General features: G+C 60.7%; 24 protein-coding genes, 3 tRNA genes and 2 pseudogenes. 16 read left to right on the top strand and 13 right to left on the bottom strand.

Going from position 1 to position 24,832, the window contains the following annotated elements:
- Positions 1–28: 28 nt before the first annotated feature.
- The 3 genes from AC0Z8Z_RS19245 to AC0Z8Z_RS19235 are packed head-to-tail and all read left to right on the top strand — an operon-like array spanning position 29 to position 3,973.
- Positions 29–1,099 (top strand): DNA topoisomerase IB, encoded by a 1,071-nt coding sequence (locus AC0Z8Z_RS19245; protein WP_122537195.1) that lies wholly within the window; start codon positions 29–31, stop codon positions 1,097–1,099.
- Positions 1,096–1,269, top strand: a complete 174-nt coding sequence (locus tag AC0Z8Z_RS19240) for a hypothetical protein (protein ID WP_192173956.1) — start codon at positions 1,096–1,098, stop codon at positions 1,267–1,269. Before AC0Z8Z_RS19245 ends, AC0Z8Z_RS19240 begins: the two co-directional genes overlap by 4 nt.
- 37 nt (positions 1,270–1,306) lie before the next feature.
- Positions 1,307–3,973 carry an excinuclease ABC subunit UvrA gene (locus tag AC0Z8Z_RS19235; RefSeq protein ID WP_485620161.1) on the top strand — a complete coding sequence of 889 codons (2,667 nt, stop codon included), beginning with the start codon at positions 1,307–1,309 and terminating at the stop codon, positions 3,971–3,973.
- Positions 3,974–4,094: 121 nt separating this feature from the next.
- On the opposite strand, the gene yidD is transcribed toward AC0Z8Z_RS19235, so the two are convergent.
- The 4 genes and pseudogenes from yidD to AC0Z8Z_RS19215 all read right to left on the bottom strand — a co-directional run bounded on the left by yidD (position 4,095) and on the right by AC0Z8Z_RS19215 (position 5,447).
- Complete coding sequence (gene yidD / locus AC0Z8Z_RS19230; protein WP_485620160.1) at positions 4,095–4,298, bottom strand: membrane protein insertion efficiency factor YidD; 204 nt, start codon at positions 4,296–4,298, stop codon at positions 4,095–4,097.
- Positions 4,298–4,540 carry a DUF4177 domain-containing protein gene (locus AC0Z8Z_RS19225; protein ID WP_485620159.1) on the bottom strand — a complete coding sequence of 81 codons (243 nt, stop codon included), beginning with the start codon at positions 4,538–4,540 and terminating at the stop codon, positions 4,298–4,300. The genes yidD and AC0Z8Z_RS19225 overlap by 1 nt, the downstream gene beginning before the upstream one ends.
- A 220-nt stretch (positions 4,541–4,760) precedes the next feature.
- Positions 4,761–5,120 (bottom strand): hypothetical protein, encoded by a 360-nt coding sequence (locus tag AC0Z8Z_RS19220; RefSeq protein ID WP_485620158.1) that lies wholly within the window; start codon positions 5,118–5,120, stop codon positions 4,761–4,763.
- Positions 5,117–5,447: pseudogene (locus tag AC0Z8Z_RS19215) on the bottom strand (MFS transporter). The gene AC0Z8Z_RS19220 and the pseudogene AC0Z8Z_RS19215 overlap by 4 nt, the downstream one beginning before the upstream one ends.
- A 124-nt stretch (positions 5,448–5,571) precedes the next feature.
- Between AC0Z8Z_RS19215 and AC0Z8Z_RS19210 the strand changes: the two are divergent.
- The gene (locus AC0Z8Z_RS19210) at positions 5,572–5,958 is read left to right on the top strand and encodes a hypothetical protein (RefSeq protein WP_485620157.1); all 387 of its coding nucleotides are present in this window, start codon (positions 5,572–5,574) and stop codon (positions 5,956–5,958) included.
- A 95-nt stretch (positions 5,959–6,053) separates the two neighbouring features.
- Here the strand turns inward: AC0Z8Z_RS19210 and AC0Z8Z_RS19205 are convergent, their stop codons facing one another.
- Positions 6,054–6,473, bottom strand: coding sequence for a hypothetical protein (locus tag AC0Z8Z_RS19205; protein ID WP_485620156.1), 420 nt, complete (start codon positions 6,471–6,473; stop codon positions 6,054–6,056).
- A 44-nt stretch (positions 6,474–6,517) separates the two neighbouring features.
- Complete coding sequence (locus AC0Z8Z_RS19200; RefSeq protein WP_485620155.1) at positions 6,518–7,066, bottom strand: ATP-binding protein; 549 nt, start codon at positions 7,064–7,066, stop codon at positions 6,518–6,520.
- Positions 7,067–7,136: 70 nt separating this feature from the next.
- On the opposite strand from AC0Z8Z_RS19200, the pseudogene AC0Z8Z_RS19195 reads away from it, so the two are divergent.
- Positions 7,137–7,349, top strand: a pseudogene (locus AC0Z8Z_RS19195) (Heme peroxidase); the annotation flags it as partial.
- 134 nt (positions 7,350–7,483) lie between these two features.
- On the opposite strand, the gene AC0Z8Z_RS19190 reads toward AC0Z8Z_RS19195, so the two are convergent.
- Positions 7,484–7,570 (bottom strand) — tRNA-Leu (locus AC0Z8Z_RS19190).
- A gap of 231 nt (positions 7,571–7,801) precedes the next feature.
- Here AC0Z8Z_RS19190 and sodC point away from each other — a divergent pair.
- Complete coding sequence (gene sodC, locus AC0Z8Z_RS19185) at positions 7,802–8,320, top strand: superoxide dismutase [Cu-Zn] SodC (RefSeq protein WP_485620154.1); 519 nt, start codon at positions 7,802–7,804, stop codon at positions 8,318–8,320.
- 174 nt (positions 8,321–8,494) lie between these two features.
- Here sodC and AC0Z8Z_RS19180 read toward each other — a convergent pair.
- The 6 genes from AC0Z8Z_RS19180 to AC0Z8Z_RS19155 form a co-directional block, all read right to left on the bottom strand.
- Positions 8,495–8,568 (bottom strand) — tRNA-Cys (locus AC0Z8Z_RS19180).
- Between the two features lie 45 nt (positions 8,569–8,613).
- Positions 8,614–8,689, bottom strand: a tRNA-Gly gene (locus tag AC0Z8Z_RS19175).
- A gap of 61 nt (positions 8,690–8,750) precedes the next feature.
- Positions 8,751–9,311 carry a CDP-diacylglycerol--glycerol-3-phosphate 3-phosphatidyltransferase gene (pgsA, locus tag AC0Z8Z_RS19170; RefSeq protein WP_065990459.1) on the bottom strand — a complete coding sequence of 187 codons (561 nt, stop codon included), beginning with the start codon at positions 9,309–9,311 and terminating at the stop codon, positions 8,751–8,753.
- A 32-nt stretch (positions 9,312–9,343) separates the two neighbouring features.
- Positions 9,344–11,167, bottom strand: coding sequence for an excinuclease ABC subunit UvrC (gene uvrC, locus AC0Z8Z_RS19165; RefSeq protein ID WP_122537198.1), 1,824 nt, complete (start codon positions 11,165–11,167; stop codon positions 9,344–9,346).
- Positions 11,168–11,812 carry a response regulator transcription factor GacA gene (gene gacA / locus AC0Z8Z_RS19160; protein WP_065990451.1) on the bottom strand — a complete coding sequence of 215 codons (645 nt, stop codon included), beginning with the start codon at positions 11,810–11,812 and terminating at the stop codon, positions 11,168–11,170.
- 192 nt (positions 11,813–12,004) lie between these two features.
- Positions 12,005–12,355, bottom strand: a complete 351-nt coding sequence (locus AC0Z8Z_RS19155; protein WP_122624578.1) for a helix-turn-helix domain-containing protein — start codon at positions 12,353–12,355, stop codon at positions 12,005–12,007.
- 81 nt (positions 12,356–12,436) lie between these two features.
- Between AC0Z8Z_RS19155 and AC0Z8Z_RS19150 the strand changes: the two genes are divergently transcribed.
- The 10 genes from AC0Z8Z_RS19150 (at position 12,437) to AC0Z8Z_RS19105 (ending at position 24,822) form a co-directional block, all read left to right on the top strand.
- Positions 12,437–12,667 (top strand): DNA-binding protein, encoded by a 231-nt coding sequence (locus tag AC0Z8Z_RS19150; protein WP_485620153.1) that lies wholly within the window; start codon positions 12,437–12,439, stop codon positions 12,665–12,667.
- A gap of 584 nt (positions 12,668–13,251) precedes the next feature.
- Positions 13,252–14,337, top strand: a complete 1,086-nt coding sequence (locus AC0Z8Z_RS19145) for a 3-deoxy-7-phosphoheptulonate synthase (protein WP_485620152.1) — start codon at positions 13,252–13,254, stop codon at positions 14,335–14,337.
- Between the two features lie 337 nt (positions 14,338–14,674).
- Positions 14,675–15,556 carry an esterase/lipase family protein gene (locus tag AC0Z8Z_RS19140; protein WP_485620151.1) on the top strand — a complete coding sequence of 294 codons (882 nt, stop codon included), beginning with the start codon at positions 14,675–14,677 and terminating at the stop codon, positions 15,554–15,556.
- A gap of 107 nt (positions 15,557–15,663) precedes the next feature.
- Complete coding sequence (locus AC0Z8Z_RS19135) at positions 15,664–15,945, top strand: peptidylprolyl isomerase (RefSeq protein WP_122624576.1); 282 nt, start codon at positions 15,664–15,666, stop codon at positions 15,943–15,945.
- A 211-nt stretch (positions 15,946–16,156) separates the two neighbouring features.
- On the top strand, positions 16,157–18,025 hold the full coding sequence (locus tag AC0Z8Z_RS19130) for an extracellular solute-binding protein (protein WP_485620150.1): 1,869 nt from the start codon (positions 16,157–16,159) through the stop codon (positions 18,023–18,025).
- On the top strand, positions 18,025–19,089 hold the full coding sequence (locus AC0Z8Z_RS19125; RefSeq protein WP_122537204.1) for a microcin C ABC transporter permease YejB: 1,065 nt from the start codon (positions 18,025–18,027) through the stop codon (positions 19,087–19,089). Before AC0Z8Z_RS19130 ends, AC0Z8Z_RS19125 begins: the two co-directional genes overlap by 1 nt.
- Positions 19,089–20,111, top strand: coding sequence for an ABC transporter permease (locus tag AC0Z8Z_RS19120; protein ID WP_485620149.1), 1,023 nt, complete (start codon positions 19,089–19,091; stop codon positions 20,109–20,111). The genes AC0Z8Z_RS19125 and AC0Z8Z_RS19120 overlap by 1 nt, the downstream gene beginning before the upstream one ends.
- 1 nt (position 20,112) lies before the next feature.
- Entirely contained in the window at positions 20,113–21,696 is a 1,584-nt protein-coding gene (locus tag AC0Z8Z_RS19115; protein ID WP_122624573.1) for an ABC transporter ATP-binding protein, read from the top strand.
- A 63-nt stretch (positions 21,697–21,759) separates the two neighbouring features.
- Positions 21,760–23,175, top strand: coding sequence for a sigma-54 interaction domain-containing protein (locus AC0Z8Z_RS19110; RefSeq protein ID WP_485620148.1), 1,416 nt, complete (start codon positions 21,760–21,762; stop codon positions 23,173–23,175).
- Positions 23,176–23,430: 255 nt separating this feature from the next.
- Positions 23,431–24,822 (top strand): GntP family permease, encoded by a 1,392-nt coding sequence (locus AC0Z8Z_RS19105; protein WP_205483614.1) that lies wholly within the window; start codon positions 23,431–23,433, stop codon positions 24,820–24,822.
- Positions 24,823–24,832 lie beyond the last annotated feature (10 nt).

The following is a 24,832-nucleotide window of genomic DNA, read 5'->3' as shown; positions in this document are numbered from 1 at the left end:
AAAAGACCCGCATTCAGGACTGCCTTTCATGCCGGACACAATTCACAGCGAAGACCTGCCCAAAGATCTGCATTACGTCGACGACAGCCAGCCCGGATTTACCCGCAAGATCCTGCGCGGCAAGTTCGCCTACTTCGACACGGACGGCCAGCGCATCCGCGACGAAGACGAGATCAAGCGCATCAACGCGCTGGTCATCCCGCCGGCGTACACCGACGTGTGGATCTGTGCCGACCGCCAGGGTCATCTGCAAGCCACTGGCCGCGACGCGCGCGGGCGCAAGCAGTACCGCTACCACCCGCGCTGGCGCGAGATTCGCGACGAGAACAAATACTCGCGGATGATCGCCTTCGGCAAGGCCCTGCCCAAAGTGCGCAAACAGCTGGAAACCCAGCTGGCGAAACCCGGCATGGGCCGCGAGAAGGTCATGGCGGCGGTGCTGTCGTTGCTGGACCAGACGCTGATCCGGATCGGCAACAGCCAGTACGCGCGGGACAACCGCTCCTACGGTCTGACCACGCTGCGTAACAAGCACGTCGACGTAAAGGGCAGCAAGATCTTCTTCGAGTTTCGCGGCAAGAGCGGTGTCGAGCACCGGCTCAGCGTCACCGACCGGCGCCTGGCGAACATCATCAAGCGCTGCATGGAATTGCCCGGCCAGAATCTTTTTCAGTATCTGGACGACGACGGCCAACGGCATACCGTTTCCTCCCACGACATTAACCAGTACCTGCACACACTGACCGGCGCCGACTTCACCGCTAAGGATTACCGGACCTGGGCCGGCAGCGCGATGGCCCTGGCGACCCTGCGCAAGTTGCACTGGGAACCGGAAGCGGACGCGAAGAAACACGTCGTGTCCATGGTCAAGGAAGTCGCCCGATTGCTGGGCAACACGCCGGCCGTCTGCCGCAAGTGCTACATCCACCCGGCCGTGCTGGAAGCCTTTGCGATGGGCGAACTGGCCAAGCTGCCGCGCATCCGCCAGCGCAAGGGTCTGCGTCTGGAGGAAGTGGCGCTGGCCGGTTTCCTTCAGGGCCTGCAGGCCGCCGAGGTCATTCGTGAAGCATCCGAAGAACTGACAGGAGAAACAGCATGACCACCCACGACGCTCATATCCCCGGCGAAAAACTCAACGACCCGGACGCGCGCCCTGCCGACGTGGCCGACGACCGCGACCGCACCGACGACGTACGTGAAGACGAGCCGCTGACCGGCGGCGACCACGATGACGCCGGGCACACCCCCAAGGTGCCCCTCGCCGAGTAAACCCGTTCTTGCATTTCAGGATTCAAAGGCCTCACCCATGACCACACCGCCGCACCTGCCAGACGACGCCCGCCCTTCTTCCTTCACCGTAGATGCCGACCGCCCCGGATTCGTCCGGGTGCGCGGTGCCCGTGAGCACAACCTCAAGGACGTGGACGTCGACATCCCCCGCGACGCACTGGTGGTGTTCACCGGCGTGTCGGGGTCCGGTAAATCCTCGCTGGCGTTTTCCACCCTATACGCCGAAGCCCAACGCCGGTACTTCGAATCCGTCGCGCCCTACGCCCGACGCCTCATCGATCAGGTGGGCGTGCCCGACGTCGACTCGATCGAAGGTCTGCCGCCCGCCGTCGCGCTGCAGCAACAACGCGGCACGCCGAGCACGCGCTCCTCCGTCGGCAGCGTGACGACCCTGTCCAGCCTGATCCGCATGCTCTATTCCCGCGCGGGCACTTATCCGCCGGGCCAGCCAATGCTCTACGCCGAAGACTTCTCGCCCAACCTGCCCCAGGGCGCCTGCCCCGAGTGCCACGGCCTGGGCCGGGTCTATGAGATTCCGGAAGAGCTGATGGTGCCCGACGATTCCCTGACCATCCGCCAGCGCGCCATTGCTGCCTGGCCCTCGGCATGGGGCGGCCAGAACCAGCGCGACATCCTCGTGACCCTGGGCTACGACGTCGATACGCCCTGGCGCGACCTGCCGAAAAAAGACCGGGACTGGATTCTGTTCACCGACGAACAGCCGAACGTGCCGGTCTACGCCGGCCTGGCGCCTGAAGAGACGCGTCTGGCGATCAAGCGCAAGCTCGAACCCAGCTACCAGGGCACCTTCACCGGCGCCCGTCGCTACGTGCAGCACACCTTTGCCACTACCCAAAGCGCGCTGATGAAAAAGCGCGTCTCGCGGTTCATGCGCGGCAGCCCCTGCCCGCTGTGCGACGGCAAGCGTCTCAAGCGCGAAGCCCTGTCGGTGACGTTTGCTGGCCTCGATATCGGCGAGCTGGCGCAGATGCCGCTGCTGCGGCTGGCTGAAGTGCTGCGCCCGGTGGCTGCGGGGGTCTTCGCGGATGAAGATCGCGACACCGCCGTGCTGGATCGCGAACAGCGAGCGAAAGCGAAAAACAAGCGGGTCAGCAAAGGCGGCTCGGCCCACGATGCCGCGCCCGACGTGCGTGCAACGCCGAACCTGTCCGTCGAGAAGCGCCTCGCCGCTCAGCGCATCGCTCAGGATTTACTGGCGCGGGTCAGCACCCTCACCGAACTGGGGCTCGGCTACCTGGCGCTGGATCGCAGCACGCCGTCGCTGTCGTCCGGTGAACTGCAGCGTCTGCGCCTGGCGACACAATTGGGCTCGCAGCTGTTTGGTGTGATCTACGTACTGGACGAGCCTTCTGCAGGCCTGCACCCGGCGGACAGCGAAGCGCTGTTCACGGCGTTGCAGCAACTCAAGGCGTCCGGTAACTCGCTGTTCGTTGTCGAGCACGATCTGGAAACCATGCGCCGCGCCGACTGGCTGATCGACGTCGGCCCTGCCGCCGGCGAGCATGGCGGACATGTGCTGTACAGCGGCCCGCCCGCAGGTCTGGCCGAAATCGAAGCCTCGCAAACGGGCCGTCATCTGTTCGCTGAACACACCGAACTCAGTTCTGCAAGAAGGCAGCCGACCGACTGGCTGCGCCTGGAAGGCATCACCCGCAACAACCTCAATGAGCTGAGCGCTGAATTCCCGCTGGGCTGCTTCACCTCGGTGACCGGCATCTCCGGCTCGGGCAAGTCCAGCCTGGTCAGCCAGGCATTGCTGGAGCTGGTGGGCGCAGAGTTAGGGCGCCCAGTCGCGGAAGTCGAAGCGGAAGAATCCAGCCTGGAAGACGACGCGCCGCAACCCACCGGCGGCCACATTGCGGGAGGCATGAGCGCGGTCAAGCGGCTGGTGCAGGTCGACCAGAAGCCCATCGGCCGCACCCCGCGCTCCAACCTGGCGACCTACACCGGGCTCTTCGACAACGTGCGTAAACTGTTCGCCGCGACGCCCGACGCGCAGAAGGCCGGCTACGACGCCGGGCAGTTCTCGTTCAACGTCGCCAAAGGCCGCTGCCCGGTGTGCGAAGGCGAAGGGTTCGTCAGCGTGGAATTGCTCTTCATGCCCAGCGTCTACGCGCCCTGCCCGACTTGCCATGGCGCGCGCTATAACCCCGACACCCTGGCTATCAAGTGGAATGGCTTAAGCATCGCCGACGTGCTGCAGCTGACGGTTGAACAAGCGGTAGACGTGTTCGCCGAACAACCCGGCGTGCTGCGCTCGTTGACGGTGCTGCGTGATATTGGTCTGGGGTATCTGCGCCTTGGGCAACCTGCGACAGAACTGTCCGGCGGCGAGGCCCAGCGCATCAAACTGGCGACGGAGCTGCAGCGCAGTCAGCGCGGCGCCACTTTATACGTGCTCGACGAACCGACCACGGGCCTGCATCCCACCGATGTGGATCGCCTGCTGACGCAGCTGAATGCGTTGGTGGATGCGGGGCACAGCGTGATTGTGGTGGAGCATGAAATGCGCGTGGTTGCCCAGAGTGACTGGGTGATCGACATCGGCCCGGGCGCTGGGGACAAGGGTGGCAATGTTGTTGCGTGTGGGACGCCTGAGGTGGTTGCCGAGGTGGCAGAGAGCCGGACGGCGCCGTTTTTGCGGAAGGTGTTAAGGGGGTAAGGCTGTCGGCCGATGAGATAGGCGCTTTGGGCTATCGCTGCCCTTGGCGCCACGGGTGTCGGTTTTCAGCTAAGCCCATGGTTTTAACCGGGCGAAAAAACCCGCCTGAGCGGGTTTTAATTTACGGATAGTCAGTTCCCTCGTTGGGAGCTTTGCACCGATAGATGCGATTTAGAGCCAGTCTCCACCCTTTTCTAGCGCCATATTTTTCAATTGCCAATATTGCGTAGTTAGAACAGGACGGCTCGTATCGGCAGGTGGATCTAAGGCGATGTGGAGCAAAGCGCTGGTAGAGGTGAATTGCAGATACAGACAGCCGAGCCATCAACCAGGCTGCCGGAAAGAAATGACATAATATTGAGAAAGCTCAGCTTTTTGCCCGAAGAGTCCTGCGAAACATCCGGGTTGTACCGCTACCCCAATCGTGTCGATCCGATAAAACTCCCAGCCGTCCCCTGCATGCTGATTCACCACGTTCTGTAAATATGCAGCAGCCTCATTCCCTTTTTGATTCTTCGCCTGGACTTCTACGTTTGGCGGAACCTGCACCATTTTATATACGAACACTTCGGCATCCTTACGAGTGATTTGGAGGCGCAATCCTATCAGCGTGTAAATCTGCTGCCACTTAAACTTTGTCTTCGGCGTAAATGCTCGCGCTGATGATCGCGCCGGCCCAGCGACGGCCCCCGATGGGGCCGCTCCAGCGCATGTGCTTCAGGACGCTGACCGCTGAGCATATGTCGGCTTACTTCTGAGAGTAATCTGAAATTACCGCACGAATCGGTCAGCGCTGATGCCTGCTTGGTCTGACCTTGTCAGACCCACAACCCAACTGACCGCTCTCCAGGCAACCTCCGCAACTCAGTCGCGCACAGATCCAGCGCTTAACCTGCGGCCAGTAGGTGACCATGAACATATGCCGCATTCCAGCCAGGCAGAGGGACGCGTGAAATGTCAGCTCGGCATTCGTCGCGCCGATGAACAATGTCTGGTTGCGCGACATCACCACGAATCCGCTGATGGCGATCGCCGAATAGATGATCTTGCCGATGATCCCGTCGCGCACCTTTCCGCTCAACACGCACCAGGCAGCCCACAGCGCGATTAGCCCGCACGCGATAGAGTTGATCAGTTCGAGGTTCATGGTGGATTACCTCCCCCAAACCGCTGACGGATCAGCGCCCAAAGGTCAGCGGCTTTGATGGCCCGGTTGGTGGCGGCCATCAGAGACCCGCCGAACGCGCCGAGCAGAAAGGCAACACCTGCTACATCGCTGGGGTCGACGACGCTGAGCTGGTCGCACACGATGCTGTTGAGGTAAAACGCGCAGGCAATCCCAGTGACGAGAAAGATCACCTACGACCACAGATCCTTGAGGTCATCCTTGTGCCACCAGCTGGCGACGATTGCCCCCCATCAGACCTGCAATAAGCCAGTCGGGCTTGTCGAGCAGGCGGTGAAATAACTCCATGCGCTCGACTCCGTACAGGCATGCATAGCGGCATCAGATTTCTGTTCTGGCACCCCAAATTTGATGTGTAATCCGTTCACCCGATAGGATGCGCTTCCCGCAATAAGCCTCACGGACGAAATACATGAAAGCCATTCTCATCGCTGCCACAGCCGCGGTTTCAATTGCTGCGGCATCTGCCCACGCTGCCGACTTCTCACCTGCTGAATTATGCAAGGCCACAATATCGGTAGAGATGGGACGCAAAACAAAATCCATGAAGACGGTGAATGCAGATCCACCTGAAATTTCCTACAAGCGGCCTGACGGCGACAGCTTCAAATATCGCTGCAAGATTGAAGGCGACCGAGTGATCTGGCGTACGTTCCTCAGCGACACTCGCGAGTGGGGTCGCTGGCGCGAGAACTACGCGGGAGGCGACGCTATGACCACCTACAGCGTCGACGGAGTAAATCTGAGAATAACCAATGATCAGGCGCACCCGGCGAGCTTCAAGAAAAGCGATTTCTGAGGAGCTGGACACAAAAAAGCCCGCTCGAATGGCGGGCTTTTGGAGCAACTTGCCTTAGGCAAAATACTCAATGTCACAAAATAAGGAGCCCGGCACTACGCCGGGCTTTTTTCGAATGTCTCTTCGGCATCGGAACTCGTGCTCGCGGGGCCGCACAGACTGAGCCGCTGCGCCCGCTTCGCCTCAATTTGGCGAACGATGGATTCTCTGTGCTGCAAGCTGTGCTTCTGAAAGGCTGTTCGAGGTAAAACCAATCGGATCGGCATTGGCAACAACTCAAACATCTTTTCAACCGCCATCAGAAAAACCTCGTCGTCTTGAAGTCGGTCGTGGGTGACGGTCAGCAGCCCGTCAACGACGACCCGCTCAATCTCGGTCCAGTGCTGTTCAACGTATCCGATCGTCGCGGACGCGCCTCCACCCACCCCTTCCAATACGGCGTCTTTAGCAGACACGACCTTTTCTCCAACGGCGCCACCGAATGCTTTTGCTTTGTCTGCGAGGAATCCGAACATGATCCTGTCTTCCCTGAATTGGATATCAGGATTTATCGGCATGTTTACCAGAATCTTGACTTCGAAGCAGGCCAATGGCGCCTCGGATTAAACCGATAGCAAGCGTCCATGTAGGTCGGCAGCTCGACCTTGCCGCGGTTGGAAATCACGATCGTGGGTTTCATGGCCTCGTAGCGTGAGTTGATTAGCTCCAACATCACCGTCCTCTCGAACTCGGTCACGTTCTGGACGCCCACCTCGTCAAGAATCAGCAGGTCCGGCGACTCGAACATCGCGTAGGCCTGCACCTCGGTGTGAGGGCTGTCGCTGCCGAAGGACGCCTTGACGTGGCGGAAGGCCGAGCTGGCGGTCAGGTACAGCGCTGTCATGCCCATTCGGCGTATGACGTGGTTGCCGATCGCCGTCGCCAAGTGAGTTTCCACAGTGCCGACGGTACCGAGCAGCATCAGGCAGCGGCCCATTCGAGCGTGGGCGGGCAAGTTCTCGGCGTAATCCGTGCAGATCCGCAGCGCACAGGCTTGCCCTTCCCCGTCAACACGGAACCCAGCGAGGGAGCGGTCTGAGAAATGCCGCGGAATGCAGGGAGGGCCCACCAGACCCTCGATCGATCGCCGCAAGTTGTCGTGGATCAGGCTTTGCTGTTCCCGGCGCTATGAGCCAAGCGAAGCAGCGCCCGAGGCAGTAGGCAAAACGCCGGACGCGCTGCCGGCGCTTCGCATCGAAGTCACCGGCATGGTGACAGCCAGCAATCTGGAGCAGTTCAAGGCTCACTCGCTCGCCGTGTTCGCAGCCATCAACACGGATCTGCAGACCGACCAGCATTTCGCCGACGCTGAGAAGACCGTGAAATGGTGCGGCGAAGTCGAAGATCGCCTGACCGAGCACTACATACGCAGGAGAAGGGGGAAGAAAGTCACTTCAACAAAGTGAATTGCGGAAAGAGTTCTTGATTGCGGAAATTTGGAGACAAAAAAGGCGCTTCGGATTGCTCCGTAGCGCCTGATTCTAATTGGTGCCCCGAGCCGGAGTCGAACCGGCACATCCTTTCGGACGACGGATTTTAAGTCCGGTGTGTCTACCAATTTCACCATCAGGGCGGTAGCACATATCAACTTTGACCTTCGCGAGCTATGTCGGGAGGCCAGCTGACAAGAGTGGGGAATATATACACCCCGGGCCCTGGAGGCAAGTTCAAAGCTTTCGGATTCAATTGGTTACGTTTGTTTGTCGTCGCAAGCTCGATAGCTTGTCTATGCTCGCTCCCCACACAGGGCAACCCGATGTGCGGCTGTCTTGCTACTTTCTTCGAAGAATTAAATGAGGTGTCTATGAAATCCGCTTTGTGGCTTGGCCTGATTGGCGCATTTACGGTGAGCGCTCAAGCGGCGTCGCTTAATGTCCCGATGAACCTGGTGAGCGCTGACGGCGCCCCACAGCCTGTTGGCGAGGTGACCATCAGCGAGACCGCTTACGGGTTGGTGTTTACCCCCGAGCTAAAATCGCTGCCCGCCGGGATTCATGGTTTTCATGTGCACGAAAAGGCGAGTTGCGATTCGGGCATGAAAGACGGCAAAAAAGTCGCGGCACTTGCAGCGGGCGGCCATTTTGACCCGCCCAGCACCGGCAAGCATCTGGGGCCATACGGCGATGGCCACCTGGGTGATCTGCCCGCGGTCTACGTCAACGCTGATGGGGTGGCCAACTATCCCGTGCTCGCACCCCGCCTGAAGAAGATTTCCGAGATCAAAGGTCACGCGCTCATGATCCATGTCGGCGGCGACAACCATTCGGATATGCCGATGCCATTGGGCGGTGGCGGTGATCGCATGGCGTGCGGTGTTATCTGATCGAGCTCGAGCGTGCTTGGCGTCAGCTAAACCGGTAACGGAGAAGAGTGGCTTGGGATGTGGGCTATCGTTTCTTGGCGTGTTGCGGAAACGATAGTTGGAGTTGCGGAAGTGATTCACCAAACGCCACCCACAAAAAAGCCCGTAAGACGTTGATCTTACGGGCTTTAAATGTGGAGGCCGAGGTCGGAATCGAACCGGCGTAAGCGGATTTGCAATCCGCGGCATAACCATTTTGCTACTCGGCCTCAAACGCTCAACGATCCAACCACTACCGCTAAACGCATACAAACTGGAGCGGGAAACGAGACTCGAACTCGCGACCCCGACCTTGGCAAGGTCGTGCTCTACCAACTGAGCTATTCCCGCTTTGTGTGGGCGCCATTCTATACACTCAAATGACCCCGTCAACCCCTTGATTTAAAAATACTTATTTTTCATCGGTGGTCGTGCGCAGATGCGGCCATGCGGCCCGCAGGTACTGCACCATCGACCACAGCGTCAGGCCCGCCGCGATCATCAACAGCACGTAACCCAACACAACCCAAAAGGTGAACGCAGGGGGATTGGCCAGCAGAATGACCAGCGCGAGCATCTGCGCAGCGGTTTTCCATTTGCCCAGATTTGATACGGCCACCTGTGCCCGAGCACCCAGTTCAGCCATCCACTCGCGCAAAGCGGAGATGACGATCTCGCGTCCGATGATCACGGCAGCTGGCAGGGTCAGCCAGAGGTTGGCGTGAGCTTGCACCAGCAATACCAGCGCAACGGCCACCATCAGTTTGTCGGCCACCGGATCGAGAAAGGCGCCGAACGGCGTGCTTTGCTCCAGGCGTCGGGCCAGGTATCCGTCCAGCCAATCGGTCGCGGCTGCCAGTGCGAACACCGAACTGGCAGCCATGTAGCTCCAGTGGTACGGCAGATAGAACAACAGAATGAAGATCGGAATCAGCAGGACACGTAATACGGTGATCAGATTAGGGATATTCATCGGCACAACTGGCTACGAGGTGAGCGAGCATTCTACTCGCTGTGCAGGTTTGCATAAATCGACTCTGCGAGCTTTTTGCTGATTCCTGGCGCTTTGGCGATTTCTTCGATGCTGGCCCGGGACAATTCCTGAAGGCCTCCGAAGTGCTTGAGCAGATCGCGACGACGGGTCGGGCCTACGCCTGCCACCCCTTCCAGGGTTGAAGTGCGACGGGTTTTGCCACGCCGCGCACGGTGCCCGGTGATCGCGAACCGGTGCGCCTCGTCGCGGATTTGCTGGATCAGGTGCAGCGCGGGGGAATCGCCCTTGAGGGTGAACTCATGGGCCGCGTCATTCAAGTACAGCGTTTCGAAACCGGCTTTGCGCGTAGCGCCCTTGGCAACACCCAATAAAATCAGATCGGGTATGGCCAGCTCGTTCATCACGTCACGGGCCATGCTCAACTGGCCCTTGCCGCCGTCCACCAGGAGGATGTCCGGCAATTTGCCTTCGCCGTCCTTGATTCTGCTGAAGCGACGGGTGAGCGCCTGGTGCATGGCGGCGTAGTCATCTCCCGCCGTAACGCCTTCAATGTTGTAGCGGCGGTAATCAGATTTGATCGGACCCTCGGGACCGAACACCACGCACGACGCCACCGTGGCTTCGCCACTGGAATGGCTGATGTCATAGCATTCCAGGCGCTGCGGCGGCTCGTCCAGCTTGAGCACCTGAGCCAATGCTTCAAACCGCGCAGTGACGTGCTGACGGTTAGCGAGCCGCGCCATCAGCGCTTGCTCCGCGTTGGTCACGGCCAGTTGCTGCCAGCGCGCGCGGGTGCCACGCACCCGATGGCTGATGATGATTTCGCGGCCGCGCGAAGCATCAATTGCGTCGATCAGCGCCGGAAAATCCTCGCTGACCACGTTGACGATGACTTCGCCCGGCAATTCGCGCTCGCCGCCGCCCAGGAAATATTGGGCCAGGAAGGCAGACATGACTTCGCCCACCTCCTCCTCGATCCCGACCTGGGGGAAGAAATTCTTGCTGCCCAGCACCCGCCCGCCACGCACGCTGATCAAGTGCACGCAGGCGCCGCCCGGATTGACGAACGCCGCCACCACGTCAACGTCGCCGGTGCCGCCGTCCATGCTCTGCTGGTCCTGCACGCGACGCAGCAGACCAATCTGGTCACGCAGCTCGGCGGCGTGCTCGAAATCCAGATTCATCGCCGACTTTTCCATCAGCGCGTTGAGCTCGTCAGTGAGGGCATTGCTGCGCCCCTCGAGAAACATCACCGAGTGACGCACGTCCTCGTTGTAGACCTGAGGCTCGACGAGGTTCACGCAGGGCGCCTTGCAGCGCTTGATCTGATACTGCAGGCAAGGCCGGGTGCGGTTCTTGTAGAAGCTGTCTTCGCACTGACGAACATGGAAGGTCTTCTGCAGAATGCTCAGGCTTTCGCGAATCGCACCGGCGCTAGGGTAAGGCCCGAAGTAGCGGCCCTTGGCCTTTTTGGCACCACGATGAATGCTCAGCCGGGGAAATTCGCCGTCGGACAGGTGCACATAGGGGTAGGACTTGTCGTCGCGCAACAGGATGTTGTAGGGCGGACGCGACTCCTTGATCAGGGTTTGTTCCAGCAGCAGCGCCTCGGTTTCGTTGGCGGTGATGGTGGTTTCAACCTGAGCGATCCGAGCGACCAGCGCCCCGGTTTTCGGGGCATGGCCGGTCTTGCGGAAATAGCTGGCGAGGCGTTTCTTTAAATTCTTGGCCTTGCCGACGTACAGCAGCTTGCCGTCGATATCGAACATTCGATATACGCCGGGGCGGCCACTGCAGGTGGACAGAAAAGCACTGGGATCAAACGGTTGGGTCATTTATGCGCTGGCGTCGACCATGCCGTGACGAACGGCCAGCAGGGCCAGCTCAACGTCACTGCTAATCGACAGCTTCTCGAATATGCGGTACCGGTAGGTATTCACGGTTTTGGGGGACAGGCAGAGCTTGTCGGATATTGTCTGCACTTTCTGGCAGCCGACAATCATAAGGGCAATCTGGATTTCCCGCTCGGACAAGAGATCGAACGGCGAGTTGCTGGTCTGCGGCTGGAACGACTTGAGCGCCAGTTGCTGGGCGATCTGCGGGCTGATGTAGCGTTGCCCCGCGAACACCAGGCGAATGGCCTGAACCATTTCGGTCAGACCGGCGCCCTTGGTCATGTATCCCGCCGCGCCGGCTTGCAGCAGCCGTGTGGGAAACGGGTCTTCTTCGCACACCGTGACCGCCACCACCTTCATGTCGGGGTGGCTGCGGATGAGTTTGCGCGTGGCTTCCAGCCCGCCGATGCCGGGCATCTTGACGTCCATCAGCACGACATCGGGTTTCAGCTCGCGGGCCTTCTGCAACGACTCTTCGCCGGACTCGGCCTGTCCCACCACCTGCAAGCCTTCAATGTCGGCCAACATGCGCGTGATACCTGTCCGAACCAGATCGTGGTCATCGACAACCAGCACCCTAATCAAGCAGACACCTCACCGAACAATTCATGACGACTACCCGCCACGTTAACAAAAAGAAAGTAAGCGACCTGCTCTGGAGCACTGCTTGTGCATGTGTGCCAGATGATCTGTAACGATGCCGACAAACTATCATCATCGACCCAAAAACTTGATAAAAATCTTCAAACGCCCGACCGCTGCATCGCTCGAAATGCCCTATGGCTTCTTGTCTGGGGCGTAGCTGCTCTGGTATTCCGCCAGGGTGGTAGTCAACCGGCAGATGGCATCCTGCTCTTCCTTGCCCAGCGTGCGATAACTGCCCACCATCCACTCCTCGTTTTCGCTCAGACCGACGATGGGCACCGGCGTACGAGACCCCGTCAGCACGTACAACACGTCAACACCGCGAGGTGCAACGCGGGCAAGATAATCAGCCTTGGGGGTGCGTTCACCGTTTTCGTACTTGCCCTGAGCGTTGGCTTCCACGCCACCTATTTCACCGAATGCGCGCTGTGAAAGCCCCAAGCGCTCGCGCTCTTCCCTAATTCGGGCACCTATTCCACTCATTTGGATGCATAGCCTTGTTGACACCACTCTTTTGAGTGATAGAATCGAAATAATTTGAACGAACTTGAACGGTTTTGAACTATGCCCGGAATCCGTACCGCCGCACAAGCCAAGGCATGGCTGGAACAGCAAGGCAAATCAGTTCAAGAGTTTGCCAGGGAGCACGGCGTGGACCCGGCGACAACCTATCAAGTGTTATCCGGGCGCAAGAAGGGGCGCCGGGGCGAGTCGCACAAAGTCGCTGTGCTGTTGGGAATGAAGATCGGCGTGATACCCCATGAAGCCGGGTCTTCGGAAGTGCCCGAGGACTGAATTGGCTTGTTGCCGCTTTAAGCATTGCTCCTTATAGGGCCCCAATCACTTCCATTGCAATTTCCAATTGAAGAACCCGACGGGTCTGAAGTAAGCTCGGCGGCATTCCACGGAGACAGACCATGTTGCCTTCCCTTTCCACCCAGCTGTTCAGCGCCGCCCACGGTTCACGTCTGGCTGAGCGTGCGGCTGCCTGGAATGCGACGACGTCTAACGCTCCTGCTTCTTATTTTTATGGGTATTGGTTTAGCCACTGGCGCGCCTGATACCCACACGGCGCCCTGAACTTCGGGACGCCCACCAGAGATAACTCTCACCCCCGGTCGGCTTCCCGACCGGGGGTTTTGTTTTTCTGGGCCACACATTTCTGACTGATTGATTCGAGGAGCAACACATGAACCGCAACCACTATTACCGCAACGCCACCGACTTCGCCTGGCGATTTAGCAACCTCCGTTCGGGACAGCCTGCCGCCTCCGATCGGTCACTGACAGGTGGCATCGCCTTGCTCACAGCCAATCCGGCCAATTGTCGAACACCCCAGTAGGTCCGCGCGGGACTACCGCCGACCAGGAAGCCAGCACATGAATTCGCCCGTTGTCAGCAATACCCTCATCGATCTGCCGTCCGGCCCCGTCATCCTGGATGACAGCCGCCCTGCCCCGAAACGCCTGCCCACGCCGTTCGCGCTGAAACACCAACTGCCGCTGGATGCTGCCCAGACCGCCCAGGTCGCTGCCCACCGCCAGTCGATCCGCGCCATTCTCAATGGTGAAGATTCGCGCCTGCTGGTCGTTGTCGGCCCGTGCTCGATCCACGATCCCCACGCCGTCCTTGAATACGCCGAACGCCTGGCACGCTTGGCCGCCGAAGTCAGCGACCAGATGCTGCTGGTGATGCGCGCCTATGTCGAGAAGCCCCGCACCACGGTTGGCTGGAAAGGCCTCGCGTACGACCCTGCCCTTGATGGCAGTGACGACATGGCCGAGGGCCTGGCCCTGTCGCGGCAGCTGATGCGTGAAATGGTCCGGCTCGGCTTGCCGATTGCTACGGAGCTGCTGCAACCAATGGCGGCGGGTTACTTCGATGACGTCCTGAGTTGGGTGGCGATTGGCGCAAGGACAACCGAATCGCAGATCCATCGGGAAATGGCCAGCGGCCTCGGCGTGCCCACGGGCTTCAAGAACGGCACCGACGGCGGCATCTCCGTGGCCTGCGACGCCATTCGCTCGGCGGCCCACGCCCACCGCCATTTCGGCATGGACTCCCAGGGGCACCCGGCGATTGTCGAGACGTCGGGCAATCCGGACACCCACATCGTGCTGCGGGGCGGTCACGGCGGTCCCAACTACGACGCGGCGAGCGTTGCAGCGGTGAATGCCAGCCTGGCGAAGCGCCGCATGGCCGCCCGCATCATGGTCGATTGCAGTCACGCCAACAGCGGCAAGGATCCGCTGCGTCAGCCGGCCGTGTTCAACGACGTGCTGCAGCAACGACTGGCCGGCGACCGAACACTGATCGGCATGATGCTGGAGAGCCATCTGTTCGAAGGCTGCCAGCCGCTGAGTGCTTCCCTTAAATACGGTGTGTCGGTGACGGACGCGTGCCTGGGTTGGGCGTCCACCGAGGACCTGCTGCGCGATGCCGTGAACAAACTGCGCTACAGGTAACTCATGCAATTACGTGTCCAGCCGCTTTTCCAGTAACGTCTGCAAACAGGAAGCCGGTGCCGGCCATGTCGCCGGCTTCCCGCCTAATCGTCGTCGCCATCAGCGGCGGCCCGTGGCAGTGAAGACGCCCGTCGTGGGAAAGCGCCCCGCGCGCCGGGTGTATTTGCACCGCAGCGCCAGCGCCTTTTCCAGCCTCTCCGGAACAAAAGGCCTGGAGCGGTGCGACGCTCCCCACAGCCTGCACTAACCGGCGCATGGCCACACCCCGCGACCCGCTCCGCCCGTGACTTTCGCTGGTTAAGCTCGATCCTTCTTTTATATCCAAGGAGTGATCGACATGCACAAGGAAGTCACCACCAAGTACCCCCTCTTGCTGGTCCACGGTTTGTTCGGTTTTGACCGGATCGGCAACGCTGAAATGTTCCATGCCATCCCTCAGGCATTGGAGAAAGCTGGCTGCAGGGTTCACGTGCCGGCGTTGTCTGGCGTCCACGACAACGAAACCCGCGGCGAGCAATTGATTGATCAGATCGAACGCTTCCTGCGCCGCACCGGTTATCTAAAGGTCAACCTGATCGGACATAGCCAGGGCGCGTTGACCTCACGCTATGCTGCCGCGCTACGCCCCGACATCGTGGCGTCGGTCACTTCCGTGAGCGGCCCCAATCACGGCTCGGAGGTAGCAGACCGGGTGCGCCGGGCGCTGACGCCTGGGGAGATGCCTGAAGCAGTGGCTTCGCGAATGACCGCAGGTTTCGCTCACTTCCTTGCGCTGCTGAGCGGCAACTCGGACCTTCCCCAAGACCCGGTTCAGGCGCTGGATGCGCTGACGACCGAGGGCGTCGCGGCGTTCAACCGCAAGTATTCCCATGGGCTGCCATCGACGTGGGGCGGCGAAGGCGCTGAACGGGTCAACGGCGTTCACTATTACTCGTGGAGCGGCTGCATCGACGGCTCACTGTTTTCCGAAGGCCGCAATGCCTTAGACCCGCTGCACCTGGCGTTGCGCAGTTCCGCGCTGCTGTTTGAGAAGGAGACTGCATCCAACGACGGTCTGGTCGGCCGCTTCAGCTCCCACTTTGGCAAGGTGATCCGCTCCGACTACCCGATGGATCATGTGGACTCAATCAACCAGAGCGCGGGCCTGGTGCGCAGGCAGGTCGATCCGGTGAAGCTGTACGTGGACCACGCCGCTCTGCTGTTCAGCAAAGGGCTTTAATCGACGATGTCATCTGTCACGACCGGACAACGGCGCCTGAACTTTCTCGGGAAACGTGGCCCTTATTCCGGTACGCTCGTTTCTTTTTTTCACAGGAGTCACCCAAAATGGCCAAAGCCACTGCCCGCCACATCCTCGTATCCAGCGAAGAGAAGTGCAACGAACTCAAAGCGCAGATCGAAGGCGGCGCTGATTTCGCCGAAGTCGCCAAAGAGAATTCCAGCTGCCCGTCCAGCCGTCAAGGTGGCGACCTGGGCTCCTTCGGCCCGGGTCAAATGGTCAAGGAATTCGACACCGTGGTGTTCAGCGCACCGGTGAACGTGGTCCAGGGCCCGGTGAAAACCCAGTTCGGTTACCACCTGCTGGAAGTGACCAGCCGCCAGGACTGATCCTCCGCGCTGCTGCACCAACGGCCCGCCCTTGAAAGCGGGCCGTTTGTTTATCGGATCCTTGCTCCAGAGCTGTATTGTCCGGTTACAAAGACTCCGGCTTTGCGGTACCTTGCCACCGGGGTAATCAATAAAAAACCGGACCGGCCACCCGCGCCGTCATGACCTTCAACCCTGATGTTGCTCGCCAATGTCAGTCAGGATTCGTGCAATGCGTTTTGTTTTGTCATCGCTGATGGTCGCAACACTCGTCTTCGTTTCTGGTTTTCAGGTTTTGTCCGCCGCCCCGCAACACGCGTTGACCGTTTACGGTGAGGCGCCGCGCTATCCGGCTAATTTCGGACACTTCGATTACGTCAATGCCGACGCCCCGAAAGGCGGCAGCATGCGCCGCTCTGCGCAGGAGATCGGCCAGTTCGATCACATCATGCCCTACCTCGACAAAGGCACCGGCGTCGCTCAAGTCAACGGCTTGCTGTACTCGCCCCTGGCGGTGAAGTCGCTGGACGAGCCGTACACCGTTTACGGCTTGATCGCAGAAAAGATGGAGCGCGCCCCCGACGGCCTGTCATTGCGGTTCTACCTGAGCCCTAAAGCAAAATTCTCCGACGGCTCGGCCATCACCGCCGAAGACGTGCGTTACACCTATAACCTGCTGATGACCCAGGGCAGCCTGTCGTACCGCACCGAGTTTCAGGACGTCAAAGGCGTCGAAGTCGAGTCGCCGACGCAAATCCGGTTTGATTTCAAGAGCAACGAGAGCCGCACCCTGCCGCTGGACCTGGCCTCGCTGCCAGTGTTTCCCGAGCATTGGTGGAAGGACCGCGACTTTGCCAACGGCGGCGGCTTCGAGATCCCGGTGGGCAGCGGCCCGTATCGCATCGGCAAGGTCGATCCCGGTCGCAGTATCACTTTCGAACGCAACCCTGACTGGTGGGGCAAGGACCTCCCGGTCAATCGCGGCCAGTACAACTTCGATCATTTCAGCGTCGAGTATTTCGGCGACACCGACGTCGCCCGTCAGGTGCTGCGCGGTGGCGGTTACGACTACAACCGCGAGTATTCCGCCACCGGTTATTCCATCGGTTACGACAGCCCGGCCTTGACCGAGGGCCGCCTGCAGCGGGCGCACCTGGCCAAGGGCGCGGTGCAGAGCTCTCAGGGGTTCATCTTCAATCTCGACCGTCCAAAGTTTCAGGACCGTCGCGTACGTCAGGCGCTGGCAATGCTGTGGGACTTCGAATGGACCAACAAACAGATGATGCGCAACGTCTATGTGCGTCAGAACAGCTACTTCTCCAACAGTGATCTGGCGGCCACGGCGTTGCCGACCGAGTCCGAGTTGAAGATCCTTGAACCGCTGCGCGGTCAGGTGCCGCCCGAAGTCTTCACCACCGTATTCAAAACCCCGAAAACCGATGGCAGCGGTTTCATTCGCGACAAACAGCTGCTGGCCCTGGCGCTGCTCGAAGAGGCAGGCTGGATGCCCCAGGGCGACAAGCTGGTCAACGCCCAGGGCGAGCCGTTGAGCTTTACCTTTCTCAACGGCCAGAGCGGCTTCGAGAAAATCCTGCTGCCGTACAAGCGCAATCTGGCGCAGATCGGCATCGATTTCGAAATTCGCCGCATCGACTCGGCGCAGTACCTGAACCGGGTCATGGCCCGGGATTACGACATGATCGTCACCGGTTACGGCGTCTCGACCTCCCCCGGCATGGAGCTGTACAACAACTTCGGCTCGAAAGTCGCTACCGATTCCGGCTCCAGCAACTACATGGTCCTGCGCGATCCGGCCGTCGACTCCCTGATCGAGGGCCTGGCCAAAGCCGACAGCAAACCCGCGATGGTCGATTACGCCCATGCCCTGGACCGGGTGCTGCAGTGGGGCTTCTACTGGATACCCAACTATTACCCACCGGGCTCGTCCACCGTGTGGTGGAACCGCTTCGGTATTCCCAAGGTACAGGCCAGCAATAGCGAGGCCATAGACACCTGGTGGGAAGTCAGCCCCCAGGCCCTGACCAATGAAGAGTTCGCCCAGCAACGGGGCGCTTCGGCCATTCCTTCGGAGGTCAAGTAATGCTCGGCTACCTGATGAGGCGCCTGCTGCTGATCATTCCGACGCTGCTGTGCATTCTGCTGGTCAACTTCTTCATCGTGCAGGCCGCGCCGGGCGGGCCGGTCGAGCAAGCCATCGCCAAGCTGCAAGGCGTGGCCGGCGGCACCATCGGCGCCGGCCATACCGAAACCATGAATGCGGGTCAGTCCCGGGCCAGCCGCGGCCTCGACCCCAAGCTGATCAAGGAAATCGAGCGCCAGTACGGCTTCGACAAGCCCCTGCATGAGCGCTTGTGGCTGATGCTGAAGAACTACGCGCAACTGGATTTCGGCAACAGCTTCTTTCGCGGCGCCAAGGTCACGGACCTGATCCTGCAGAAGATGCCCGTCTCCATTTCGTTGGGGCTGTGGGCAACGTTGATTACCTACCTGGTGTCGATCCCCTTGGGCATCCGCAAGGCGGTCAAGCACGGCAGCCACTTCGACATTTGGAGCAGCACGGCCATCATCATCGGCTATGCGATGCCGGCTTTTCTGTTCGCCATGCTGTTGGTGGTGCTGTTCGCCGGCGGCACGTCGCTGAGCTGGTTCCCGGTGCGCGGGTTGGTGTCCGAGAACTTCGATCAACTGAGCACCCTGGGCAAGATCGCCGACTACTTCTGGCACCTGGTGTTGCCGGTGACGTCCCTGGTGATTGGCGGCTTCGCGACGCTGACCATTCTGACCAAAAACTCCTTCTTGAACGAAGTCACCCGCCAGTACGTGGTGACCGCCAGGGCCAAGGGATTGAGTGAGCGACGGGTGCTTTACGGCCACGTGTTCCGCAATGCCATGTTGCTGATCGTGGCCGGCATTCCCCAGGCGTTCATCAGCGTGTTCTTTGCCGGTTCGTTGATGATCGAAGTGATCTTCTCCCTCGATGGCCTTGGCCGCATGAGTTACGAAGCCGCGGTGTCCCGGGACTATCCGGTGGTGTTCGGTTCGCTGTTCATCTTCACGCTGTTCGGGTTGCTGATTAAGCTGGTCGGGGACATCTGCTACACCCTGGTCGACCCCCGAATCGACTTCAGCGCGAGGAATGCGTGATGCGCAGACTGTCTCCGGTGGCACGCCGTCGCTTCGAGCGCTTTCGTAATAACCGCCGTGGCTGGTGGTCGTTGTGGTTGTTCTGCGGACTGTTCGTCCTCAGCCTGTGCGGCGAGCTGATTGCCAACGACAAACCCCTGGTGCTGAGTTATCAGCACGAGCTGTACTTCCCCGCCTTCAAGCGCCACACCGAGCAGGAATTCGGCGGCCAGCTGCCGTTTCAGCCGGATTACCGCAGCGATTACGTGCGCCAGCTGATCAGCAAGGGCGACGGCTGGATGCTGTTTCCGCCGATCCCGTTCAGCGATGACACGCCCAACTATGACCTGAACAAACCCGCACCAAGCCCGCCCTCCTCGATCAACTGGCTGGGCACCGACGATCAGGCTCGGGACGTGCTGGCCCGGGTCATTTTCGGCGCGCGGGTGTCGATTCTGTTTGCCCTGGCGCTGACCTTCATCAGTGCGCTGATCGGCATCGCCGCCGGCGCGTTGCAGGGCTATTACGGCGGCTGGGTGGATTTGCTCGGCCAGCGCCTGCTGGAAGTCTGGTCCGGCCTGCCGGTGCTGTACCTGCTGATCATTCTGTCGGGCTTCGTCGAGCCGAATTTCTGGTGGCTGCTGGGGATCATGGCGCTCTTTTCATGGCTGGCGCTGGTGGACGTGGTGCGCGCCGAGTTCCTGCGCGGGCGCAATCTGGAATACGTCAAAGCGGCGCGGGCGCTGGGGCTGGATGATCGCAAAGTGATCCTGCGGCACATCCTGCCCAACGCGATGAACGCCACCCTGAGTTACCTGCCGTTCATCCTGACCGGGGCGATCTCCACGCTGACCGCGCTGGATTTCCTCGGCTTCGGCATGCCCGCCGGCAGCGCCTCACTGGGCGAGCTGATTGCCCAGGGCAAGCAGAACCTGCAGGCGCCATGGCTGGGCTTCACGGCATTTTTCACACTGGCGCTGATCCTGTCGCTGCTGGTGTTTATTGGCGAGGCCCTGCGGGATGCCTTCGACCCGAGGTCCTGACATGTCCGAAAACCTGATCGAAATCCGCGACCTCTCGGTGTCGTTCAACGGCCACACCGTGGTCAAGCACCTGAGCCTGGACATCCCGGCCGGCGAGTGCCTGGCATTGGTTGGCGAATCGGGCTCGGGCAAATCGGTGACCGCCCACTCGATCCTGCAACTGCTGCCCCAGGCCGGCACGCTGAGCACCGGCAGCATTCGTTATCGCGGCAAGGAACTGCTCGGAGCCGATGGCAACGTTATGCGCGAGCTGCGCGGCAATCAGATCGCGATGATCTTTCAGGAGCCGATGACCTCTTTGAACCCGCTGCACACAGTGTCCCGGCAAATCGGCGAGACCTTGCTGCTGCACAAGGGCCTGGCAGGCAAGGCGGCCCAGGCGCGGATCATCGAGCTGCTGGAGCTGGTCGGCATTCAACACCCGAAAAAGCGCCTGAAGGCCTACCCCCACGAGTTGTCCGGCGGTCAGCGCCAGCGGGTGATGATCGCCATGGCCCTGGCCTGCGAGCCGGAACTGCTGATTGCCGATGAGCCCACCACGGCGCTCGACGTGACGGTGCAGCGCAAGATCCTGCTGCTGCTCAAACAGCTGCAGCAACGGTTGAACATGTCGCTGCTGCTGATCAGCCACGACCTGAATCTGGTGCACAGCATCGCCCAGCGGGTGTGCGTCATGCGCGCCGGGGAAATCGTCGAGCAGTCCAATTGCCAGCTGTTGTTCAAGAACCCGCAACACCCTTACAGCCGCCTGCTGCTGGACGCGGAACCAGCGGGCGAACCGTTGCCCCGCGACACCCGCGAGAAGGTGCTGGAGGTCGATAACCTGCGGGTCTGGTTCTCCCTCGGCGGCGGGATTTTCAACCGGCACCACGAATACCTGAAAGCCGTCGACGACATCAGCCTGAGCATCGAGCGCGGCAAAACTTTGGGAATCGTCGGCGAATCCGGCTCGGGCAAGTCGACACTTGGTCAGGCCATCCTGCGCTTGCTGGAGTCCCGTGGCAGTATCCGCTTCAAGGGTCATGCGCTGGACAGCCTCAATCAGAAGCAGATGCGCCCATGGCGCAAGCAGATGCAGGTGGTTTTTCAGGACCCTTACGGCAGCCTCAGCCCGCGCATGTCGGTGGCACAGATCATCAGCGAGGGCCTGGAAGTTCACAGCGACCTGGACAAGGCCAGCTGTGAGGCCGAAGTGATTCGCGCGCTGGAGGAAGTCGGCATCGACCCGTCGAGCCGGCACCGCTATCCCCACGAATTTTCCGGTGGCCAGCGTCAACGTATCGCCATTGCCCGCGCCCTTGTGCTCAAACCTGCCTTGATATTGCTCGACGAACCGACCTCTGCACTGGATCGCACAGTGCAGAAGCAGGTTGTCGCGTTGCTGCGTCAGTTGCAGGAACGTCATGGCCTGACTTACCTGTTCATCAGCCACGACCTGGCGGTGGTCAAGGCGCTGGCCCATGACCTGATCGTGGTCAAGGACGGCAAGGTGGTCGAGCGCGGCGCGAGCCACGACGTATTCGATGCGCCGCAGCACCCCTACACCCGGGAATTGCTGGCGGCGGCGCATCCCGGTTTCAATTGAAGCTCGTCCGAACCAGTAGTCTGTGCGGCCAGATGCCGAGGAACAGGATGGATGGAACCGCTCATGAAAGACAGTGAGAGCCTGAAGGACTACCGACGCGTTCGGCGACTGGCGATCCGTTCGCTCTTCGAGATCATCGAGCAGTCCAGCGAAGGCACGGTTATCGTCGACCGGGATGCCCGCATCGTCTGGATCAACGAGCGTTACGCGCGCCGGTTTGGCCTCGAAGACCCGGGCCGAGCGGTGGGTCAGCCCTGTGAGCAGGTGATTCCCGGCAGCCTGCTGCGGCAGGTGGCGAGCAACGGCCAGCCTATTCTCCTGGACATGATGGACACGGCGAAGGACCCGCTGGTGGTCATGCGCCTGCCGATCCACGACGACGGCGGCGCGGTGATCGGTGCCATCGGTTTCGCACTGTTCGACGAGCTGCAGGCCCTGTCGCCGCTGCTCAAGCGCTATTCCAGCATGCAGCAGGAACTGGCTTCGACTCGCTCGCTGCTGCGCGCACGCCAGGCCAAATACAGCTTTGCCCACTTCATCGGCACCAGTGCCGCCAGCCTGGAAGTCAAACGCCGCGCACGCCGTAGCGCCAGCACCGATTCCCCGGTTTTGCTGCTGGGTGAGACCGGCACCGGCAAAGAGCTGCTCGCCCACGCGGTGCACAACAGCTCGCCCCGCGCCCACAAACCCTTCATCAGCATCAACAGCGCAGCGATTCCCGACGCGTTGCTTGAGGCGGAGTTCTTCGGCACGGCCCCGGGTGCGTTCACCGGCGCCGATCGCAAGGGCCGCAACGGCAAATTGCACCTGGCCGAGGGCGGCACGCTGTTTCTCGACGAAATCGGCGACATGCCCCTGCCGCTGCAGAGCAAGTTGCTGCGGGTGCTGCAGGAAAAAGAGTACGAGCCGGTGGGCTCCAACGAGATGATCAAAAGCGATGTGCGGCTGATCGCGGCGACTTCCACGGACCTCGAAGCGGCGATCAAGCGGGGCGAGTTTCGCGCCGACCTGTATTACCGACTGAGCGTGCTGCCGATCCGTGTACCACCGCTGCGCGAGCGGCTGGATGATATTCCGGCGCTGACGGAGGCGATTCTCGAAGACCTTCACAGCCAGCACGAAATGGCGCCTTCAGCCATGGCCGCCCTCGCGCAACATGCCTGGCCGGGTAACATTCGCGAGCTGCGCAATGTGCTCGAACGCGCGGCGCTGCTGAGCGACGATCTGCAACTCAACCCCAACGACATTCTCGCTGCCATCGGCACGCTGGTGCCGGTGACCAGCCCGCCGGCAACCGGCCCCTTGGCATCCAATGATCAGACCTACAGCGAGGCTCGGCAGCATTTCGACCGGGAACTGATTCAGGCGAAGCTGGCGCAGTGCGCGGGTAACGTGATTCTCGCGGCCCGGCAATTGGGGCTGGGGCGTTCGACGCTGTACAAGAAGATGGCGGCATTGGGGATCGCCGAGTCTCAATAGAGAGACTGTCCGTCTACGAATCTGGAATCAACATCAGGTATCCCGATCCAGAGCGGTTGCGAGGCAGGACACTGGCTTGGCATACGCCGCTTGCACAGGAGTGGTCTCATTTTCTGGACAGATCAGACGCTTCGTTTTCACGCTAGCAAGCAAATGCGTTAGGAATCAGCCAGTTAGCGTAATGGCATGAAACTGGCTATACCTCCTGTTGCGCGGCCTCGCCGCACCCAAAATAAAAACAACAGGAGACACTCGATGAGTGTGATCATCGCTTTAGCGGCGCTTACGCTGCTGATGCTGGCTGCCTACCGGGGTTACAGCGTCATCCTCTTTGCCCCCATCGCCGCCCTCGGCGCCGTGCTGCTCACCGACCCATCAGCCGTGGCGCCCGCCTTCACCGGCGTGTTCATGGACAAGATGGTCGGCTTCGTCAAACTCTACTTTCCGGTGTTTCTGCTGGGTGCCGTGTTCGGCAAGCTGATTGAGCTGTCGGGCTTCTCGCGCTCCATCGTGGCGGCTGCCATTCGCTTGCTTGGCACCCGCCAGGCGATGCTGGTGATCGTGCTGGTCTGCGCGCTGCTGACCTACGGCGGCGTGTCGCTGTTCGTGGTCGTGTTTGCCGTCTACCCGTTCGCCGCGGAGATGTTCCGCCAGAGCAACATTCCCAAACGCCTGATTCCGGCGACCATTGCCCTGGGCGCGTTTTCGTTCACCATGGACGCCCTGCCCGGCACACCGCAGATCCAGAACATCATCCCGTCGACCTTCTTCAACACCACGGCGTGGGCGGCGCCGTGGCTGGGGCTGATCGGCACGGCGTTCGTGTTCAGCGTCGGCATGCTGTTTCTGCAGCGCCAGCGCAACCGGGCCCAGCGTGCCGGCGAAGGTTATGGCACCGAATTGCGCAACGAGCCGGACACTCCGGACGATATCGCCCTGCCCAACCCGTGGATCGCGTTGGCGCCGCTGTTGCTGGTCGGGATCATGAACCTGCTGTTCACCCAGTGGATTCCCCAGTGGTACGGCAAGACCCACACCCTCGCGCTGCCGGGTATGGCGACGCCGGTGCAGACCGACATCGCCAAAATCACCGCGATCTGGGCCGTGGAGGCGGCGTTGCTGGTGGGCATTTTATTCGTGCTGCTGTTCGCCTTCCGCACGGTGAAATCGAAGCTGGCCGAGGGTAGCAAAGGTGCGGTCAGCGGTGCCCTGCTGGCGGCGATGAACACCGCGTCGGAATACGGTTTTGGCGCTGTGATTGCTTCGTTGCCCGGATTTCTGGTACTGGCGGACGGGCTGAAAAGCATTCCCAATCCGCTGGTCAACGAAGCGATTACCGTGACCTTGCTGGCCGGCATCACCGGATCGGCGTCCGGAGGCATGAGCATTGCATTGGCGGCGATGTCCGACAGCTTCATCGCGGCGGCCCATGCGGCGAACATCCCGCTGGAAGTGTTGCACCGGGTCGCGGCCATGGCCAGCGGCGGCATGGACACGCTGCCGCACAACGGCGCGGTCATCACCTTGCTGGCGGTCACTGGCCTGACTCACCGCGAGGCCTACAAGGACATCTTCGGCATCACGATCATCAAGACCCTGGCGGTGTTCGTGGTGATCGGGGTTTTCTATGCAACCGGCATCGTATGAGGAATTGAAC

Source organism: Pseudomonas sp. 1L-C-7-B-C1 (assembly GCF_057291635.1).
This window is presented reverse-complemented; position numbering and strand designations above follow the sequence as displayed.

Bases quoted from the DNA above. Each gene is read 5' to 3' on its own strand.
- AC0Z8Z_RS19245 (WP_122537195.1), top strand. From the start codon at position 29: ATGCCGGACACAATTCACAGCGAAGACCTGCCCAAAGATCTGCATTAC.
- AC0Z8Z_RS19240 (WP_192173956.1), top strand. From the start codon at position 1,096: ATGACCACCCACGACGCTCATATCCCCGGCGAAAAACTCAACGACCCG.
- AC0Z8Z_RS19235 (WP_485620161.1), top strand. From the start codon at position 1,307: ATGACCACACCGCCGCACCTGCCAGACGACGCCCGCCCTTCTTCCTTC.
- yidD (WP_485620160.1), bottom strand. From the start codon at position 4,298: ATGGCTCGGCTGTCTGTATCTGCAATTCACCTCTACCAGCGCTTTGCT.
- AC0Z8Z_RS19220 (WP_485620158.1), bottom strand. From the start codon at position 5,120: ATGAACCTCGAACTGATCAACTCTATCGCGTGCGGGCTAATCGCGCTG.
- AC0Z8Z_RS19210 (WP_485620157.1), top strand. From the start codon at position 5,572: ATGAAAGCCATTCTCATCGCTGCCACAGCCGCGGTTTCAATTGCTGCG.
- AC0Z8Z_RS19205 (WP_485620156.1), bottom strand. From the start codon at position 6,473: ATGTTCGGATTCCTCGCAGACAAAGCAAAAGCATTCGGTGGCGCCGTT.
- sodC (WP_485620154.1), top strand. From the start codon at position 7,802: ATGAAATCCGCTTTGTGGCTTGGCCTGATTGGCGCATTTACGGTGAGC.
- pgsA (WP_065990459.1), bottom strand. From the start codon at position 9,311: ATGAATATCCCTAATCTGATCACCGTATTACGTGTCCTGCTGATTCCG.
- uvrC (WP_122537198.1), bottom strand. From the start codon at position 11,167: ATGACCCAACCGTTTGATCCCAGTGCTTTTCTGTCCACCTGCAGTGGC.
- AC0Z8Z_RS19155 (WP_122624578.1), bottom strand. From the start codon at position 12,355: ATGAGTGGAATAGGTGCCCGAATTAGGGAAGAGCGCGAGCGCTTGGGG.
- AC0Z8Z_RS19150 (WP_485620153.1), top strand. From the start codon at position 12,437: ATGCCCGGAATCCGTACCGCCGCACAAGCCAAGGCATGGCTGGAACAG.
- AC0Z8Z_RS19145 (WP_485620152.1), top strand. From the start codon at position 13,252: ATGAATTCGCCCGTTGTCAGCAATACCCTCATCGATCTGCCGTCCGGC.
- AC0Z8Z_RS19140 (WP_485620151.1), top strand. From the start codon at position 14,675: ATGCACAAGGAAGTCACCACCAAGTACCCCCTCTTGCTGGTCCACGGT.
- AC0Z8Z_RS19135 (WP_122624576.1), top strand. From the start codon at position 15,664: ATGGCCAAAGCCACTGCCCGCCACATCCTCGTATCCAGCGAAGAGAAG.
- AC0Z8Z_RS19130 (WP_485620150.1), top strand. From the start codon at position 16,157: ATGCGTTTTGTTTTGTCATCGCTGATGGTCGCAACACTCGTCTTCGTT.
- AC0Z8Z_RS19125 (WP_122537204.1), top strand. From the start codon at position 18,025: ATGCTCGGCTACCTGATGAGGCGCCTGCTGCTGATCATTCCGACGCTG.
- AC0Z8Z_RS19120 (WP_485620149.1), top strand. From the start codon at position 19,089: ATGCGCAGACTGTCTCCGGTGGCACGCCGTCGCTTCGAGCGCTTTCGT.
- AC0Z8Z_RS19115 (WP_122624573.1), top strand. From the start codon at position 20,113: ATGTCCGAAAACCTGATCGAAATCCGCGACCTCTCGGTGTCGTTCAAC.
- AC0Z8Z_RS19110 (WP_485620148.1), top strand. From the start codon at position 21,760: ATGAAAGACAGTGAGAGCCTGAAGGACTACCGACGCGTTCGGCGACTG.
- AC0Z8Z_RS19105 (WP_205483614.1), top strand. From the start codon at position 23,431: ATGAGTGTGATCATCGCTTTAGCGGCGCTTACGCTGCTGATGCTGGCT.